Annotated in this window: 19 protein-coding genes; 2 read left to right on the top strand and 17 right to left on the bottom strand. The window is 40.6% G+C overall.

All coding sequences use genetic code 11. From position 1 onward, the window contains the following. Positions 1-14 precede the first annotated feature (14 nt). Positions 15-278 carry a CD3324 family protein gene (locus tag C7E02_RS08690; RefSeq protein WP_055244696.1) on the bottom strand — a complete coding sequence of 88 codons (264 nt, stop codon included), beginning with the start codon at positions 276-278 and terminating at the stop codon, positions 15-17. A gap of 365 nt (positions 279-643) precedes the next feature. On the opposite strand from C7E02_RS08690, the gene C7E02_RS08695 reads away from it, so the two are divergent. Continuing rightward, positions 644-1,024 (top strand): helix-turn-helix domain-containing protein, encoded by a 381-nt coding sequence (locus C7E02_RS08695; RefSeq protein WP_105309347.1) that lies wholly within the window; start codon positions 644-646, stop codon positions 1,022-1,024. Between the two features lie 15 nt (positions 1,025-1,039). Here the strand turns inward: C7E02_RS08695 and C7E02_RS08700 are convergent, their stop codons facing one another. Further along, on the bottom strand, positions 1,040-1,264 hold the full coding sequence (locus C7E02_RS08700; protein WP_242857753.1) for a hypothetical protein: 225 nt from the start codon (positions 1,262-1,264) through the stop codon (positions 1,040-1,042). A gap of 138 nt (positions 1,265-1,402) precedes the next feature. Here C7E02_RS08700 and C7E02_RS08705 point away from each other — a divergent pair, with 138 nt between their 5' ends. Next, positions 1,403-1,738 (top strand): helix-turn-helix domain-containing protein, encoded by a 336-nt coding sequence (locus C7E02_RS08705; protein ID WP_055244699.1) that lies wholly within the window; start codon positions 1,403-1,405, stop codon positions 1,736-1,738. A gap of 35 nt (positions 1,739-1,773) precedes the next feature. On the opposite strand, the gene C7E02_RS08710 is transcribed toward C7E02_RS08705, so the two are convergent. The 15 genes from C7E02_RS08710 to C7E02_RS08780 all read right to left on the bottom strand — a co-directional run bounded on the left by C7E02_RS08710 (position 1,774) and on the right by C7E02_RS08780 (position 15,814). Continuing rightward, on the bottom strand, positions 1,774-3,546 hold the full coding sequence (locus C7E02_RS08710) for a lysozyme family protein (protein ID WP_105309348.1): 1,773 nt from the start codon (positions 3,544-3,546) through the stop codon (positions 1,774-1,776). 35 nt (positions 3,547-3,581) lie between these two features. Then, on the bottom strand, positions 3,582-4,355 hold the full coding sequence (gene srtB, locus C7E02_RS08715) for a class B sortase (RefSeq protein WP_105309349.1): 774 nt from the start codon (positions 4,353-4,355) through the stop codon (positions 3,582-3,584). A 14-nt stretch (positions 4,356-4,369) separates the two neighbouring features. After that, positions 4,370-4,774, bottom strand: a complete 405-nt coding sequence (locus C7E02_RS08720) for a DUF6075 family protein (RefSeq protein WP_105309350.1) — start codon at positions 4,772-4,774, stop codon at positions 4,370-4,372. A gap of 15 nt (positions 4,775-4,789) precedes the next feature. Further along, positions 4,790-7,123 carry a VirB4-like conjugal transfer ATPase, CD1110 family gene (locus C7E02_RS08725; RefSeq protein WP_105309351.1) on the bottom strand — a complete coding sequence of 778 codons (2,334 nt, stop codon included), beginning with the start codon at positions 7,121-7,123 and terminating at the stop codon, positions 4,790-4,792. Continuing rightward, positions 7,107-7,559, bottom strand: a complete 453-nt coding sequence (locus C7E02_RS08730; protein ID WP_105309352.1) for a PrgI family protein — start codon at positions 7,557-7,559, stop codon at positions 7,107-7,109. Before C7E02_RS08730 ends, C7E02_RS08725 begins: the two co-directional genes overlap by 17 nt. Before the next feature lie 14 nt (positions 7,560-7,573). After that, positions 7,574-8,410, bottom strand: coding sequence for a hypothetical protein (locus C7E02_RS08735; RefSeq protein ID WP_105309353.1), 837 nt, complete (start codon positions 8,408-8,410; stop codon positions 7,574-7,576). 213 nt (positions 8,411-8,623) lie between these two features. Then, the gene (locus tag C7E02_RS08740; RefSeq protein WP_105309354.1) at positions 8,624-10,096 is read right to left on the bottom strand and encodes a transposase; all 1,473 of its coding nucleotides are present in this window, start codon (positions 10,094-10,096) and stop codon (positions 8,624-8,626) included. A 406-nt stretch (positions 10,097-10,502) separates the two neighbouring features. Continuing rightward, positions 10,503-11,273, bottom strand: a complete 771-nt coding sequence (locus tag C7E02_RS08745; protein ID WP_105309355.1) for an ABC transporter permease — start codon at positions 11,271-11,273, stop codon at positions 10,503-10,505. After that, positions 11,270-12,169: an ABC transporter ATP-binding protein gene (locus C7E02_RS08750; RefSeq protein ID WP_044929915.1), complete on the bottom strand. Its 900-nt coding sequence runs from the start codon at positions 12,167-12,169 to the stop codon at positions 11,270-11,272. Before C7E02_RS08750 ends, C7E02_RS08745 begins: the two co-directional genes overlap by 4 nt. A gap of 1 nt (position 12,170) precedes the next feature. Continuing rightward, a complete protein-coding gene (locus C7E02_RS08755) occupies positions 12,171-12,374 on the bottom strand; it encodes a PLDc N-terminal domain-containing protein (protein WP_008393108.1) in 204 nt (67 codons plus the stop codon). Further along, positions 12,367-13,101, bottom strand: a complete 735-nt coding sequence (locus C7E02_RS08760) for a MerR family transcriptional regulator (protein WP_105309356.1) — start codon at positions 13,099-13,101, stop codon at positions 12,367-12,369. The genes C7E02_RS08755 and C7E02_RS08760 overlap by 8 nt, the downstream gene beginning before the upstream one ends. Positions 13,102-13,242: 141 nt before the next feature. After that, entirely contained in the window at positions 13,243-13,467 is a 225-nt protein-coding gene (locus C7E02_RS08765) for a hypothetical protein (RefSeq protein ID WP_055201493.1), read from the bottom strand. Positions 13,468-13,488: 21 nt separating this feature from the next. After that, positions 13,489-14,205 (bottom strand): ABC transporter permease, encoded by a 717-nt coding sequence (locus C7E02_RS08770; RefSeq protein ID WP_105309357.1) that lies wholly within the window; start codon positions 14,203-14,205, stop codon positions 13,489-13,491. Beyond that, the gene (locus C7E02_RS08775; protein WP_004612106.1) at positions 14,202-15,017 is read right to left on the bottom strand and encodes an ABC transporter ATP-binding protein; all 816 of its coding nucleotides are present in this window, start codon (positions 15,015-15,017) and stop codon (positions 14,202-14,204) included. Before C7E02_RS08775 ends, C7E02_RS08770 begins: the two co-directional genes overlap by 4 nt. A 2-nt stretch (positions 15,018-15,019) precedes the next feature. Further along, a complete protein-coding gene (locus C7E02_RS08780; RefSeq protein WP_105309358.1) occupies positions 15,020-15,814 on the bottom strand; it encodes a MerR family transcriptional regulator in 795 nt (264 codons plus the stop codon). Positions 15,815-15,903: the final 89 nt, after the last annotated feature.

A 15,903-nucleotide genomic window follows, 5' to 3' on the forward strand; every position in this document is an offset into this window, starting at 1 on the left:
ACAGCCCTCCGTAATCATTTTTGATATATTATTTTTCTTATGGCATAAACCGAAAGATAGTATTCGTCAGCAAGTTCTTCAATCGAAGCACCATTCTGGTATTTGTCAATAATGGCTTCATTCCGTTTGTTGAGTTCCTTTCGGTAGCCAGACAATTCGCCCCATGATTTATGCTGTTCGTCTTTAGCAGGGATATAGATATAGCCTGCTTGAACGTATTGTTGCAGTTCCTCGACCAACATATCAGGGAGAATTTCGCTTGCATTTATATATTTCATGCGGGCTTCCTCCTTGATTGATAAAGTCAAGTAGCAAAGCCAGCAATATTCTTTTAGCGACTTATAATTACTCCATGCAAATGTCGCTCATTATACTGGCTTTGCATGGAGCTGTGCATCGTTGCTCCGTTTTTTGTTCTGGCACATAATCTCACCACCAATGTTTCTGTTTTCTGCCTGTGATTATAGCATGGGAATATACACAAATCAAGTGTTCAAGCAGCACCGTCCTTTTAAAATACGAATTTCAATTTCTATAAACAAGAAAGTATATCTCCTATATGTAGAGATTACACATCGTTTAACTGGAACTCCTATTTCTGTACAATATAAGCGTAAAAATCGCAAGTACAGGTGGTGAGAAAATGAACAAAAATATAGATGATAACGATATTGACATTGAACTGGATTTTGACTTCACACCGATAGGCTTGGCTATTAAGAAAGCCCGTGAAGTAAAGAAGATAACCAGAGAACAGTTGGTCGAAAATCTTGGCATCTCAACCAGACATCTTCAATCTGTGGAAAACGAGGGTCAGTTTCCGAGCTTCAAACTGTTTATCAAGCTCATTACAATGTTTGACGTATCTGTTGACCAATACATATTCCCCGACAAAGAAGCAGAGAAAATCTCCGCCCGCAGGCGACTTGATTCGCTACTTGACACATTAGATGATAAGGACTTGTCCATTATAGAAGCGACTGCATACAGCCTTTATAAAGCCAAAGAGCAGGCAGAGAAGTGACATTCTCTGTCTGTTTCAATATGCTTTGACCTGCTTTGCTATATACAGCACAACTTCCTCTGGGGTCGGCTTTTCGCCTTTATATTTTATCTTCTTCCAATACGCCTGTACCGCAGGGTCGTCCGACTGCATGGCATCATCAATCGCTTTCTGGATTTCACACCTTACCTCGTCTACGGATATGCCCTCTTTCTTTGCTATTTTCTCAAATGCCCTTATGACCTTTAACTTATCCATCATATAAACCTCTCTTTCTTTTGTGGTATCTGGAAAGTACATCAATTTTTCAGATATGTTTTATATATCCTTTTCGGATATTTGCGTTATTTTAACATATCCTAATGGGATATACAATACTACAAAGGGCGGTGATGACGGATGAAAGAAATAGATTATAAGGCGATTGGTGCCAGAATTAAATATTATCGAAATCAGAGAAATATAACGCAGGCACAGCTCGCTGAAAAATCGAGTGTTGAACCGTCTAATATCTCCCATATTGAACGGGGAGCAACAAAGGTCAGCCTGCCGACTCTGTTCAAAATTGCAAATTCTTTAGAGGTTTCCTTAGATGATTTGGTGTACGACAGCTTGAAAAAGACACAGCATATTTCCAACAAAGAGCTTAATCATATTCTTTCCGATTGCAACGATAAGGAATTAAAAGCCATTATTGAAATGGTAAAATCAACAAAATCCATACTCCGAAAATGATATGTATAGAACAGCCCGTAATGAGCTGTTCTTTTTTAGTAGGCAGATACACCATAACCATAAATAGAACTGCTGCCGACAGAATACTGATTCTGTTTACAGGCGTCGCCAGAATTACCCTCCACGGTGTAAATAACACCGTTTTCGCATTTCTCCACAATGCCTACATGGTCGGTTTCTCCGTCGCCTTCCCAATCAAAGAAAATAATATCGCCTGCCTGCGGCTCATAGCTTCGGTCTTGCCATTGCCCGTTACCCTTAAACCAATTTGAGCCGTCCACGCAGCCTGCGAATTTCAGGATAATCCCGCTCTCAATATATCCGCATTGGTCGGCACACCATGACACAAAGCAGGCACACCATTCCACACGCCCATCAAAGCCATACCAACTCCAATAAGGCTGACCGCCCTCATTGCCGAGCTGTGAAGCGACCTCCACAATCGCCTGGTTACCGCCGCTTGTGAACGCTCTTCCGTATGGATAATACCGTAGCACATGGGCGGGATACTGCGTGTCTCCATAGCTGTCCCAACCTAACCGTGCCGCCTGCATGGTGGAGAACTCTACCGCATTGGCATAGGAATAGCCGCCATAGTTGGTCTTAGCCCACGAGATATAGCCATTACCGAAATTGTAACCTTGTAAGGCAAGTTTGATATGCTCCATATCAATCGGGTTTTCTACCTCAGCAGAGATAAGGGCTGCCTTTAATTCCTGTACCCCGCACTCAATCGAATATTCTGGGTCTTTAATCCCATTCGGCTCGTGTGGATACCTTGTGTTAAAGCTGCCTTCCGCCGCCTGCATCGGGTCAAGTCCACGCCCGCCAGACTCCTGCATCATAACCGCCTTGATAAGCTCCACATATTCGGGAATGCCGTATTGTTTGGCATATTTCTGTATCAAAGGCTCATAGGCTTCCACCTCCGCACTGACAGGGGTATAGGCGTTACTTCCGCTTCCGCCGCCAAACAGGGAAACGGCACAGCCGAGCAGGACAACAATGAGAATAATCACAACTGCAATCCAACCACCTGCAATTAAAGCGGAAATCAGAGCTTTTGTTCCTGCAATAATCGCCTTGACCGCAGCTATGGTGGCTCTGACCGTCGCTTTCGTTGCTTCGGCGGTTGCCTTTGCGGTGACTTTTGCCGCCTGTGCCGCCTTTTGGGCAGTTTTCGCAGAAGCCTTTGCCGCTACCTGTGCTGTTTTTACTGAGGTTTCCGTCGTTTTGATTGCCGCCTTAGAAGTTGCCTGTGCGGTTTTAATTCCCTTTTCGGTTGTCTTGACCGTTCCCTTAGCAGTTGCTTTCACCGCTTTTTCTGTATTTCGGGCTGTGGTCTTAATCATTTTTTGCCCCTGCTGTCGGGTCTTTATCAACTGCGATTTTGCTGTCTGGGAAACATCGGGGGCAGCGGAACGGCTTGCAGCCCCATAACGGATCTGCAAGCCGTGTTGTTCTGACATATTCTGTGCTGCTTTCTGTTCTGCTGCTTTGACAGCCCGACTTTGCTTGAAATCGATTATTTTATCTTTTGCCTTACTGATATTCTCCTGCGTTGTCTTGACTGCCTTTTGCCCCTGCTTATTGAACTGGTGGATACCTTCGTCTTTTACACGGTCTGCCGCATAAGAAATCCTATCCGCAGCATATTCTGTGGCAGAGTTTTCATCAGCGTAATATCCCTGTTCCGCTTTTTCCTTTATCCCCACATAGGCAGACTTCATACGCTCACTGGCTATGGCGGCTTTATCTATGGTCTTTATCGTGCCTTTGACCGCATCTCTGGTTTTAATATCAGCCATAGAAAACCTCCTTTCCCAGAGGATTTGCGTTCAAATCAGCCGACCTTTTTTGCCACTACAACGAGTCTGCCGTTCTGTGCGGAGTATTCGCAGGTGGAAAGGGTAATGAGCCTGTCGCCGTATTCAGCGGTCACACCTGTATCATACAAAGCAAGCTCCTTGCACTTCCCGACATAGGAATTAAATTCTTCCTCATTCTCCGCATCAACAAAGTCGTAGTATCGGAAGCCCTCGGAGCTATACGCCACAGTCTTAAATACAGCGACGATTTCATACTCTGTCTGCTCTGTGAGGGTATCAAACTGAATAGTCTTGTGTTCCTCATAAAAGCTCTTGGACTTGTAATCCTCCAACGCTCCAAACATCTTGCCACCCTTGATGTGATGACCGTAGATAACCAGATTGTCACTTTCGGCAATATCACAATTCTCCTGCACATAAGGCGTTCCTAAATCGCTGTACTCCTTTTCAAAATTGTGCTTCAGATAAAAATTCGGATTGTTCCTGCTCTGCATCACAGGATAATTGATTGTCGTGCCGGCAATGGAAATCCACCCCACCATATCCTCATTCTGTAAATACAATTCCTGATACTTGGCAAGCACATCTTCTCCCTCGCTGACAGGGGCATCGTCTGGCACGGTTTCCTCCGTGGGAGCCTGCTCTACCATTTCGGCAATCTCCTCAAAGGCTTCCGTCTGTTCATCCACCTGTGCATAATGATGATAAATACGGAAGCCGCAAAAAGCCGCCGTACCTAACAGGCACACGGCAGCGGCAACACAAATAATAGATTTATAATTCTTCATAGGCTTTTCCTTTCTTATCTTGAAATTTCCGTCTGTTTTCTGGGAGCAGGAAGCTCCCTGCAATATTCGGGGTATCTGACCTTGATACCCTCCATAAAGTAGGGAGCAAACTCACAGCAGAACAACTCCTCTGGCGTGAAATACCATTCCCGCCCTTCCTCTGCATACCCGTTCCAAAGGTTAAAAGCAAGATGGCAGACCTTGACTGTTCCGCTTGTCTGCCAGCCGCCGTGCATACCCTCTGGCTCGATGCAGTCCTCCTTGAAATTGAACATCTGGTTGATATTCGCCCTCGTTTCCGAAGCGATACCCATCACATAGAAAAACGCCCTGTGATAACAGTCGTTCACTCTGCATTTCATCATGTTTTCCAGAAAGAAATCACGATGAGCCGTATCACGGAATTTAATATCAGCCATAAAAGACCTCCTTTCTTAGACCTCACCGAACTTGGTCGTCATCAACTTGTAAAGCTCGGTATTGCGTGGGAATTTGTTTACAAATGGTACAAGAGAGCTGCCAACTTTGAGTAATCCCTGTCCTGCACCAACATTCGTGATATAACTCATCTGAAGGTCGGAGATATTAAGGAGCTTGGCAAGCTCAAGTCTGTCTGTAGATGCTTGGTTAAGCATAATGATAAATTCGCTGTTGGCAAGCATCGTCCTTGCGGTATGGCTCTGCAAAAGGTCGTCCACATTCTGCGTAATACCTGTACAGTACGCACCATATTTACGCACACGCTTCCAGAGGGTAAAGAGGAAGTTAGCCGAGTATTCGTGCTGAAAAAGCAGATAGATTTCATCAATGAAAATAAAGGTATTTCTACCTTTGGCTCTGTTCTGAGTGATACGGTTTAAGATACTGTCAAGCACGACAAGCATACCGATAGGCTGTAACTGCTTGCCCAAATCCAGAATGTCATAGCAGATAAGACGGCTGTGGGTATCAACATTCGTGTGCTTTGCAAAGGTGTTGAGCGATCCGTCCGTAAACAGCTCAATCGCAAGGGCGATTTCCTGTGCTTCTGGCTCATTCTGTTTTAACAGCTCCTCACGGAAGTCCTGCAAGGTGGGCGGCGTTCCCATATAGTTGCCCTGCTGATAATAGCGGTACACGCTTGCCGTACAGCGGTCAATGATGGATTTCTGCTTTGCTCCCAAGTTCGTGCCGCCGATGAGCTGTTCGCAAAGGGATAAAATAAACTCCGATTTCAGAATGACAGGGTTTGCACCGTCACCGTAATCGGAGTTCATATCCATAGCATTGATGTGATTTTCACTTGTCGCAGAGATATGAATGACTTCTCCCTGCATTGCCTTAACAAGCGGGGAATACTCACGCTCTGGGTCAATGATGATAATATCAGCGTTGGGGTCGGTCAGAATGATATTTGTCATTTCTTCCTTTGCGGTAAAGGATTTTCCTGCACCCGACACACCGAGAATAAAGGAATTGCCGTTAAGGAGCTGCCTACGGTTGGCGATAATCATATTTTTGCTGATGACATTCTGACCGTAATACACACCGTTTTCGTGGTAGATTTCCTGCACACGGAACGGGATAAACACTGCAAGGCTCTCTGTTGTGAGGGTACGCAGGGCATCTATCTTCCGTACACCAAATGGCAGGGCTGTATTCAATCCGTCCATCTGCTGATATTTCAGCACCGCAAACTGGCACAAATGCTTTCTTGCGGTAGTCAAGAGAGCTTCTGTATCATTGTCGAGCTGCTCTTTGGAATCTGCCGTATGCACCATCGTAAGCACGGCAAACATCATTCTCTGGTCACGGGTTGTCAAATCGTCCAGAAATTCCTTGCTTTCTTTTCGCTGCTGTTCCAAATCATAGGGGATAACGGCAGAAAAATTGTTGTTCTGGTTCTGCTTCCTCTGCCAATTCGTGATATTGGTTTCCACACCAAGCAGACGGTTTTCCACCTCCCGCACGGCTTCATCTGTGGGAACGGGGATAATGTCAACGGACAGCATCATATTCCTGTTCAACTCACAAAGCTCCGCCACCATACTGTCCTTGATATATGCCGCATACTCTCTGAGAAAAATCACACGCCCATATCTGTCACCCATTCTGAAGCAGTCGCTCTCAAATTCAAAGGTATCAGGGCAGATAAAATCCTTGAAATCGTGACCTTTCCGCATCATCTGGGTAATATCGAAGTGGAACACTGTTTCTTCTCCTGTACGGTAGAAGTCGTGGAAGATACGCAGCTTGTCGCCTGCGTCCAGTTCCACACACTTCGACCCCAGACGGTTAAAGTGGGCGATAAGGTCAGCACCCACACGGGCAAAGTAGTTTCGGGCTTCCTCGATATTCTTCTTGCAGACAGATACGGTTACATACTTATCCTGTACGATGGAATTAGCCCCTGTCGCCTTATCCAGAAGCATTTTGTTGTATTCCTTGCGGTACTTATCCAGACCGTCATCAGCCATTGGGATTAAAATGGTCTGTTCAAAATCAGCTTTGTTCAAGCGACGGTTGTTGATAGTGATTTTCGTGGTCGCACCGCTGTCAAGGGAATTAAGAAGCTCCGAGTACTCAAGGAACATTGCTTCCTTATCCTCACGGCTTGCCACGGCATAGTTTATATCCTCAAATTTAAAGGTCTTTGCGTACTTGTTCCTGCCTACAAGGAATATGCCGTCCTCCCAGATTGTCTTAATCGGGATAACATTCTGTACCGACTTCGGCACAACAAACTTTTCCCTGTCCTGCTTGAACAGATTTTTAAGAGTTCTCAGCATTGTTTACCTCCTTGCTGCGTTTCGCTTTTTTCTTTTTAGTTTTCTTTGATTTCGGTGTCCTGCCTTTCTGCTTTTTCCATACTGTCGGCAACCCTTTTTCGTGGGCTTCAATGGTCGGCTTCATCGTTTCGTAATAGAGATTATCTGGCAGGAACATCAGCTTTTTCGGCATCAGAAATTCCGATTTAATCCACGCCCAGACAAACTGCTCTGCGGTCATACCGTTATATTTAATAAATCCCATTGCCGCAAAGGGGAACGCACCTAAGATACAAACCCAACTGAGGGTTTCCGTACCAAACCGTGGACGGAGAAGAAAATACAAACCCACCGCCACGCCGCAGGCAAGGACAGAAAAAATGAACTGTCTGAGGGACAGTCCAAAAAACATACTCTCCGTATAATTACGGATTTCCTTATTTATCTTGACTTCCAATCATAGCACCTCCCTTACAAGCCCATCATTTCTCTTACAACACGGTCTGCCATTTTGACCGCACCGACAAGGACGAGCATATTGAACACAAGCTCCCCGATATAGCTCCACACCATAGATACCGCCGCCGCATCGGGATTGACTACGGGCGGAGAAGAAGCAAACAGGGAAAAGATAATGCAGGCAAGCACGATAACCGCACCTTCAAGGCATACAGCGGCATAGCTCTTAATGAAACTCTTGCCAACGCTTTGGCTCGGCTCTCCCGCAAAAGCGGAAAGGGGTACGGGTGCTATGGCAGTATAGATATACAGCTTGAAAAACCTGCCGTATACCGACATAATCATTATGAATGACAGCACCGTAATAAACAGTCCGCCTATCAGCGTGACCGCCCATAGCGGGATACTCTCAAAAAATCCGCAGTCTTCAACGGCTGTCACGATTTCCTGCGGCAACACCGTCTGCTGTGCCGAGCCAAATCCTGCGGCATTCATAATCGTGGAAATCATACCCTGCACAATCTTAAACAGTGCCATCATCAGTTCCAATCCGTAGGTCACTGCACCTTTGGCAATGGCAAAGCGGATAAACAGCTTCAAAGCCTGCTCTGGTCGCTTGACTTCTGCAAAATTTCCGCAGGTACGCATCACACCCACAACAAAGAACAGCACGAGCAGGGCAAGTCCGATAGCCTGCACCGCACCGTGAATATCCACGATGACATTCCATATCGTGCCGCCCTTAAAGTTCTCTGGGGATTGGGTAATGAGCTGCCATATCTCGGCTAATTTCTCATTCCAAGTGTTTAAGGCGTTCTCCAAATTTTGTACGACCCAGTTATCTGACACTGTTCACGACCTCCTTTCATTGAATAATTTGTTTTCTGCATCTTTGACCTCCTTTCAGTTTTATTTATCAATAGGTAATTGCGAAACACATTCCTAAAACTTGCGTAAAAGAGATAAACGTTCTATCTTACAGATATTTTAATGCAGAAAATAAAAAACACTTGATTTTGGGCACAACAAATAAGCCTCATCTAGCTATGAAGTTGGTAAGTCCTATGCAATAAGAGGTTTCAGACTGCGAATATATTCATGATGTTTAATTTTATCTGCAAGCACTACGGTTATCAGTTGCGTAATGCCTGCAAGTATTAAATCGGCGTGCAACGTGTTTTCGTTTTGTGTACGACGACCTGCCAGGCAGAGGTTTGCTTTGATATGATTGATGTCCCGCTCTACGACAGTTCGAATTTTATAGGTGCTATCCCATTCTTTAGTGCCACGGATAGTGCCAGGAAATGCACGCAGATCCTTTTCTGGATAAATGTAAATCATTCTTCCACAAGGGGATGTGGTACAAGGGTTGTCACATTGGCAACGGCGGTGATATTTTCCATCTTCACATTTTATATATTTCATTTTCGGGCAGACAAACTTGAAAGTTGGAAGTCCACAGCGAAGATGAGAAGTATTTCCTTCAGGTTTCATTGGAAGTGAGGGATCATGTGGACAGCAAGGGATGCCATTGTCATTGATCGTGTAGTCTATGTTCTCTAAATGAGAGCGTGAATTAAGTGGGATATATGCTTTTGAAAAATACTTATCAATACCAAAGGTATCACCAGAAAGTAATTCTTTGTATAACTGAACAGAGTCGAAAGCGGCATCGCCCAGAAAAACTTTGGGATTGATCAGTGGGTGCTTTGCAAAAAAATCTTTCAAGGTTGGAACAAGAAGTTTTGAGTCATGGACAGATTTATCTTCATCGGGAGAATCCTTTTTCTTTTCTACGACAATATCAGGATGCGATACTATGAAATCCTTGTTGTAAAAGGAAATATGGCGAATAATTCCAAGTCCGTTGGTGACAATGCCAAACTTGAAAACATAACAAAAATGTCCATTGATGTAAAGCTGTTTGATTTCAGGATTAGCAGAAGCATGAGAAGGCATAGCACCATACGCAGCTTTATAAGGATCATATGATTTATCATAGCCCTTGGATTTGGCATAAGCCTTAAGCTGCTTGATAATCCGGTTTGCGTATTTCGGATTATTTTCAGTGACAAAAGCTTCAATTCCAGAAGAATCAAAAATGGTCATATCAGCTTTGGCGGAATCAATAGCCTGACAGATTGGTTCCGTAAGATCCACAAGATGCTCGAACACGGACTGTAGATCATCTAAGAAATCCTGTTTAAATCGAGTGATTTTAGAGGCATCAGGAACTTTATCAAAACCGCAGAAATCACGAAGCGGTTTGGAGTATGCAAGGAAGACCAACAAGAGTTGGTCAGTAGGAATAGAAAAAATACGTTGAATAATCAAAGCCCATAAAAAGGCTTGCAAAGAGTATTTACGGGTTCTGCCCGTTGATGCATAAAAATGGTTTCTAAAGGAAATCGGAATAATTTCATCAATGTCGATATGAGTTTCTAATAGAGAGAGAAACGCAGGTTTGTCATTATCAAGTTTTTCTTGGCAATCTGTAAAAATTTCTGCCAAAGAAAGCTGTTTATATGGTATCATAGGTATCAGAATAACTCCTTTCTTGGGTGATGGTTTTTAGTTTTTAGTCAACTCTATTATACCATATCCAGTGAGGGGTTATTTGTTTTTCATAACAGAAAAATGCCGTATTCATGCGGCTTGTGGCGTTTCGCAAACGCCTAATTGTTAGTGTNCTTTCTTGGGTGATGGTTTTTAGTTTTTAGTCAACTCTATTATACCATATCCAGTGAGGGGTTATTTGTTTTTCATAACAGAAAAATGCCGTATTCATGCGGCTTGTGGCGTTTCGCAAACGCCTAAATGTTAGTGTAGTTTTGAAAGGAAACTGTTATAAAAATCAAATCACATATTTTTTCCACCTATGCCAATTAAAATAAATAATCATCAAAAAGTAATATAATAATATAACTTGAAAGTCTAAGCATTATAACTGTTTTCTATTCATTACAGTAATACTTACAATCAAACAAATAACGACCAATAAAATAGTTATAAGGACTGCAATTCCATAATCTTCAATAGATTTAGTACCAATCAGCAAAGAAGCACTTTCCATTAGAGTAGTCGGAGTGTATTTCCAAGCTTTAGGAAAAAAGCTAATAAGATACACACCTAGAACACTGCCACCAGTCCCTAAAAGCACTCCCGTATAACTTTTAACAAGAACGGAAAATAAAACAATAAGACCTATTATCCATATCCCAAACAACCACCAATGTACCATAGCAGGCAGTAGTCCAACAGCAATACTGTTATCCCAAAAAAAGGCGTTATATCCATAAGTTACAGCAAAGCATAACAAATACCCAATCGTCCACATTGTAAACATCACAAAAAATTTTGCAAATACTACTTTATAGCGAGATAGTCCTTTAGTTAAAATAAGTATAAGAGTATTTGTTTCATATTCCTTTGTAAATATTCCGCTATACAGAAACACAAATACAATTAACGCAATAGGAATGTTTTTGAAAAACTGTGTCCACGACGTAAGAGCATTCACTGTAACTTCTGTAACCATCATTCCCTGTTCTGCCAAAGAATCAGAAAGCGTTTCTAACATCCACGGCGTCAGTTTTGCAATTGCTGGATTCATAATGCCAAAAATCAAAAACAGAATACAGAAAAATGTAAGTTCTCCACTTCTGATACATTCAAAAATTTCTTTTTTTAAAAAAGCAATAAACGATTTCACTTTGACACCACCTCCATAAATAGAGATTCTAGTGAGGGTTCAACACGCTCGATTTTAGAAATTAATATTTTATGTTCTGTAATAAATTCAAGCACTTCAAACATTTTAAATTGTTCGCCCAAGAATAAAAGAGTATCTTTTGCGGTTAATTGAGCGTCTGTGAATACACTAGAAAGATATTCAGCGTCGTCTGCTTTTATTGTTTCCACAATAAATTCGTGTGAAGAACACACATTTTTTAAATCGGCAACTGCTCCTTGCATAGCTATTTTTCCATTATTTAAAAAAGCAACATCTGTGCAGATTCGTTCAACATCAGATAAAATATGTGTTGAAAACAATACCGTTGTCTGTTTTTTGGAAGAAAGTAGAATATCAAGTATCTCCTTTCTTCCAATCGGGTCGAGTGCAGAAGTCGGTTCATCACAAATCAAAATTTTGGGGCGTCCAAGAAGTGCTTGTGCAATCCCAAGTCGTTGCTTCATTCCCCTTGAAAACCCTCTAATACGATGATTTTCTTTGGAAAGACCAACAAGAGTTAAAAGTTCATCACTTCTTTTTTCAATGTCGTTTTTTCCCATTTCCAAACTTTCTCCACATAATCTAAGATATTCTCTTGCTGTCATAAAGGAGTAAAACTCTGGAACATCAGGAAGATACCCAATATAACGATTAGTTGCAGTTTGTCCGTATTTTACCCTTTCACCAGATACAAATACTTCACCCCTGTCCGACTTTAGAAGCCCTAAGATTATTTTCATTGTTGTTGTCTTGCCAGCACCATTTTCCCCTACAAAACCAAAAACACTATGTTCGGGTACAGATAAATTTAACCCTGTCAAAACTTCTTTATCCCCAAAATGTTTCTTTAAGTTTGTGATACGAAGCATATCCACGTTAAGAATCCTCCTTCCCAAGCAAGAAATAAAGGATAGGTCCAATAAATTGCATACCAACAATCACAACAATAAGCCATAAAGTACGATTACCTCTTTTATAGCTCTTATGAGTTAGAATATGATAAAGTGTATACGCCAGCAGGGCTAATTCTGAGATTACTAACGGTACTAAAAACGGTAAAAATTCAGTAACATTATTCATTATTTTTTTCCTCCTCTCGATAGGTTTCAACACAAAAACCATGATATCCACAACTGGTACACGTCAGTTTTCTGAGCGTCATGGAATGATTTGAAAAAATAAACTCTTTCAGATGAGGTTTAAATATCTCATGACACTGTGGACAGATATATACTATCCTTTTTGATAAAAATCGTATTATAAAAATTGCATATGGAATCGCTACCAAGATATATCCCCAAAATAACCACTGTATTCCAGTAGTAATCCATAAAATAATACTAACCCACTGAATTATATTTAGGGGAATACCTGTTATCAACAGAACTGCGTGTAACTGCTTCATTTTCTTTTTGTTTTCCATTGCATAAGCTATATCTCCGATTGATTCAATAGAGAAATTTTCTATTCCTTTCAGTGCTTTCTTTATACCCTCTAGCATAGCAAGTTGTTCTTGTCTTTCTTTTACTTCATTTTGAAGAAGTTGCTCTTGCTTTTCAAGCAAAACAGAAATAACCTTGCTAGGATTACTTTCAGATAACAATTCTCCTATGCTTTTAATTGAAATACCTGCATCACGGAGAAAGCAAATGATTTTCAGTTTTTTATAATCATCTTCTGAATAAAGTCGTCTGCCACCTTCAGAAAGTTCACTAGGTATTAAGATACCACGTTCATCATAATACTGCACTGTTCTAACAGATACTCCACAAAGCTTTGCTATTTCTCCTGTCGTATATTTTAACATAGCTTTTTCCTCCTTCTGTTTTCATTTTATGTCATTACGTAGCGTTACAAGCAATACGTTACGTGGGGTAATTTTTTAAACTTAATGTTCTATCACATAGTTTATACTGCAAATCCGCTTCGCAGGAAGCGGGATAAACATTTAAACCTTTGTCTTTTTGGTAAGCTTATAAATATATTCTTCTGGCGTAGGACGTTTATTTCCAAAATACTTTTTGAAATTTGCCTGCACTTCTGGATCGGTACTGTTCATAGCTTCGTCAATCGTTGCTTCAATATCAGCCCGAACATCAGCAAATGATACACTGCCAGCTTTTGCACCAGCTTTCAATGCTTTTTTTATATCACGTTTTTTTAGCCCTATCATAATTCAATCTCTTTCTTCGTATCATTCAGAACGTATCTTTTTCAATAATTGCACACTTATAAAAACAGAAATAATCAAAATAATTACTATAGGAATAAATGTACTTACGTCAATATTCTTTTGTATCAACAAAGTATATCCCCATGTTGCAGGAAACAGTTTTCCCATACTTTCAAGAAAGTTTGGAAGTAATTCTGCCGAAAACATGATACCAGACAACATAATAGAGGGTAAAAAGACAACTTGACTATACATTGTCAGTTTTGCTTGATTTTTAACAGCTAACCCCAGCACACATGAAATAGCAAGCGATACAATAACAAATAAGGCAAGTGTTATAAAATATAACGGAATATTTGACGGGATAGTAGAGTGAAATACAATCGGTGCAAGTGTAAAAATAATCATGCTCATTATCATTAAATGGATAAATGCAGATACAACTAAGGCAATTACACCAAAACATAAAGGTATCCCATTTGCTATATACATTTTCTTTATGTCCGTACCATATACTTCAACCATTGATGGTGGTACACCTATGAAAGCTCCCATTGAAACCCCCATAACTGTCATAGATTGTATCAATGTATTCTTCGCTTCTGGCATTAAAGAAGTAAAAATACCGCCCATAATCGCAAAAAATAGTAGTGGGACGACATAGCAGGTTACTAATAGTGTTTTACTGCGAATATCTATTTTTAATTGTACCTTTATTCCATACAACATAGCTTTCATTGTTTACACCCCCTTGAAAGATTGATAAAGTGCTGTTCTAATGTACCTCGATTTACCTTTATATCGAAAATATCAATATTTTTCTGCTTGTATTCTTCTAAAATACTTAACAAGGTATCTGCAACATTGACAGCAGAGTATTCGTTTTCGCCCAATTCACTTACTATTTTTATGTTGTATTTCTTGCCTACTTTTGACGCTAATTCGTCAGTTGTACCTATGAAACTAATTACCCCATTATTTAGAATAGCGATACGGGTACAAAGAGCTTCAACCTCTGCCATATCATGACTAGACAAAATTATTGTTGTACCATTTTGATTTAACTTCCGAATTTCATTATGCAGAGATATACGTCCCTCTACATCAAGTTCCGTTGTCGGTTCGTCGAGAAATAAGATGTCTGGCTTTCCAATAAGAGCAAGAGCTAAATGTAATCTTCTTTTTTGTCCTGCCGACAATTCTGTGTATAACTTCTTTTGCAAATCTGTTACTCCCAACGCCATTAGTAAGGAATTATCAATCTCTGCACGTTTCCATTTCGAGAACAACTGAATTACTTCACTTACTTTCATATAAGCAGGTAACGAAGCTGATTGTAATTGAATACCAATATTTCCCGATATTTTTATATTACCAGAATGATATTTACGAAAGCCTTCGATACATTCAAGAATAGTTGTTTTACCTGCTCCATTGATACCCAAAATACCGAATACTTCTCCATGCTCAACACAAAAGTTAATACCTTTCAATACTTCATGGTTTCCATACTTTTTCTTCAAATCGGTAATTTCTATTGCATAAGACATTCCTATACCCCCTCGAAAGCATTTATACCAGCATTTTGAAAATATAACTCTAATGCAGGTTGCAGATATTCATTTACTTGTTTTTGCTTTTCTAACCACTCGTTATTATCGCCTATGAGATTATCAAATTTCATCAATGTAGGAAGCATACTCATATCCCCATTTGTAAATTCCATAACCATATTCCAAAATTCTTGTGCTAATGCTTGTGCCTGCTTATCCTCTGGTGCTATATTCTTCTCTTTTAACCTTATAACTTTATCGTTTAGTTGATTGAAACGGTGCATAAAGTCCATTCCGCTTTCTTTATCAAATCGGTTACGGATATGTTCTAATGTTGTATCATCAAAATGTTTTATTAACCAGTAATACTCATTGTTCATTTGTAGATTAACGATAATGTCAGCATATTTTTTGAAATCTACAACTTGCATTTGCAAGACTTCATTTTTTAATGTTTCAATCGCTGTTACTGCTTCTGTTAATTGTTCTATTTTCTGTTGAATAGCCAGCGACTGCTCATTAAGAACGGTTGCTACTTCTTCTGGTGTATCAAGAGAAATCAGTTTGTTTTTTATATCAGCAAGAGAAAAGCCCAAAGACTTTAATGATAAGATTTGATGAAGTTTTATCATATCCTTATGCGTATATAATCTGCGTCCCCCCTCACTTTCAGTAGTAGGGGAAAGCAAGCCCTCTTTGTCATAATATTGAAGTGTTCGTACTGTTGTCCCCATTTTCTTTGCAAGTTCTCCAACAGTCATAAAATTTTCTGGTATAGCTTTCTTTTTATTCATGTTCCATTCCTCCTGCTTATATTATAATTCACGACGTTACGTCATAAGCAAGAGTTTTTTTGATTTTTTTGAAAAAGGCTTACACTTTT

Source organism: Dorea sp. Marseille-P4042, from assembly GCF_900290215.1.
GTDB classification, from domain to species: Bacteria; Bacillota; Clostridia; order Lachnospirales; family Lachnospiraceae; genus Dorea; species Dorea formicigenerans.

Bases quoted from the DNA above. Each gene is read 5' to 3' on its own strand.
- C7E02_RS08690 (WP_055244696.1), bottom strand. From the start codon at position 278: ATGAAATATATAAATGCAAGCGAAATTCTCCCTGATATGTTGGTCGAG.
- C7E02_RS08710 (WP_105309348.1), bottom strand. From the start codon at position 3,546: ATGGCTGATATTAAAACCAGAGATGCGGTCAAAGGCACGATAAAGACC.
- C7E02_RS08765 (WP_055201493.1), bottom strand. From the start codon at position 13,467: ATGATAGGGCTAAAAAAACGTGATATAAAAAAAGCATTGAAAGCTGGT.
- C7E02_RS08770 (WP_105309357.1), bottom strand. From the start codon at position 14,205: ATGAAAGCTATGTTGTATGGAATAAAGGTACAATTAAAAATAGATATT.
- C7E02_RS08720 (WP_105309350.1), bottom strand. From the start codon at position 4,774: ATGGCTGATATTAAATTCCGTGATACGGCTCATCGTGATTTCTTTCTG.
- C7E02_RS08775 (WP_004612106.1), bottom strand. From the start codon at position 15,017: ATGTCTTATGCAATAGAAATTACCGATTTGAAGAAAAAGTATGGAAAC.
- C7E02_RS08700 (WP_242857753.1), bottom strand. From the start codon at position 1,264: ATGATGGATAAGTTAAAGGTCATAAGGGCATTTGAGAAAATAGCAAAG.
- C7E02_RS08755 (WP_008393108.1), bottom strand. From the start codon at position 12,374: ATGAATAATGTTACTGAATTTTTACCGTTTTTAGTACCGTTAGTAATC.
- C7E02_RS08695 (WP_105309347.1), top strand. From the start codon at position 644: ATGAACAAAAATATAGATGATAACGATATTGACATTGAACTGGATTTT.
- C7E02_RS08725 (WP_105309351.1), bottom strand. From the start codon at position 7,123: ATGCTGAGAACTCTTAAAAATCTGTTCAAGCAGGACAGGGAAAAGTTT.
- C7E02_RS08780 (WP_105309358.1), bottom strand. From the start codon at position 15,814: ATGAATAAAAAGAAAGCTATACCAGAAAATTTTATGACTGTTGGAGAA.
- srtB (WP_105309349.1), bottom strand. From the start codon at position 4,355: ATGAAGAATTATAAATCTATTATTTGTGTTGCCGCTGCCGTGTGCCTG.
- C7E02_RS08705 (WP_055244699.1), top strand. From the start codon at position 1,403: ATGAAAGAAATAGATTATAAGGCGATTGGTGCCAGAATTAAATATTAT.
- C7E02_RS08740 (WP_105309354.1), bottom strand. From the start codon at position 10,096: ATGATACCATATAAACAGCTTTCTTTGGCAGAAATTTTTACAGATTGC.
- C7E02_RS08760 (WP_105309356.1), bottom strand. From the start codon at position 13,101: ATGTTAAAATATACGACAGGAGAAATAGCAAAGCTTTGTGGAGTATCT.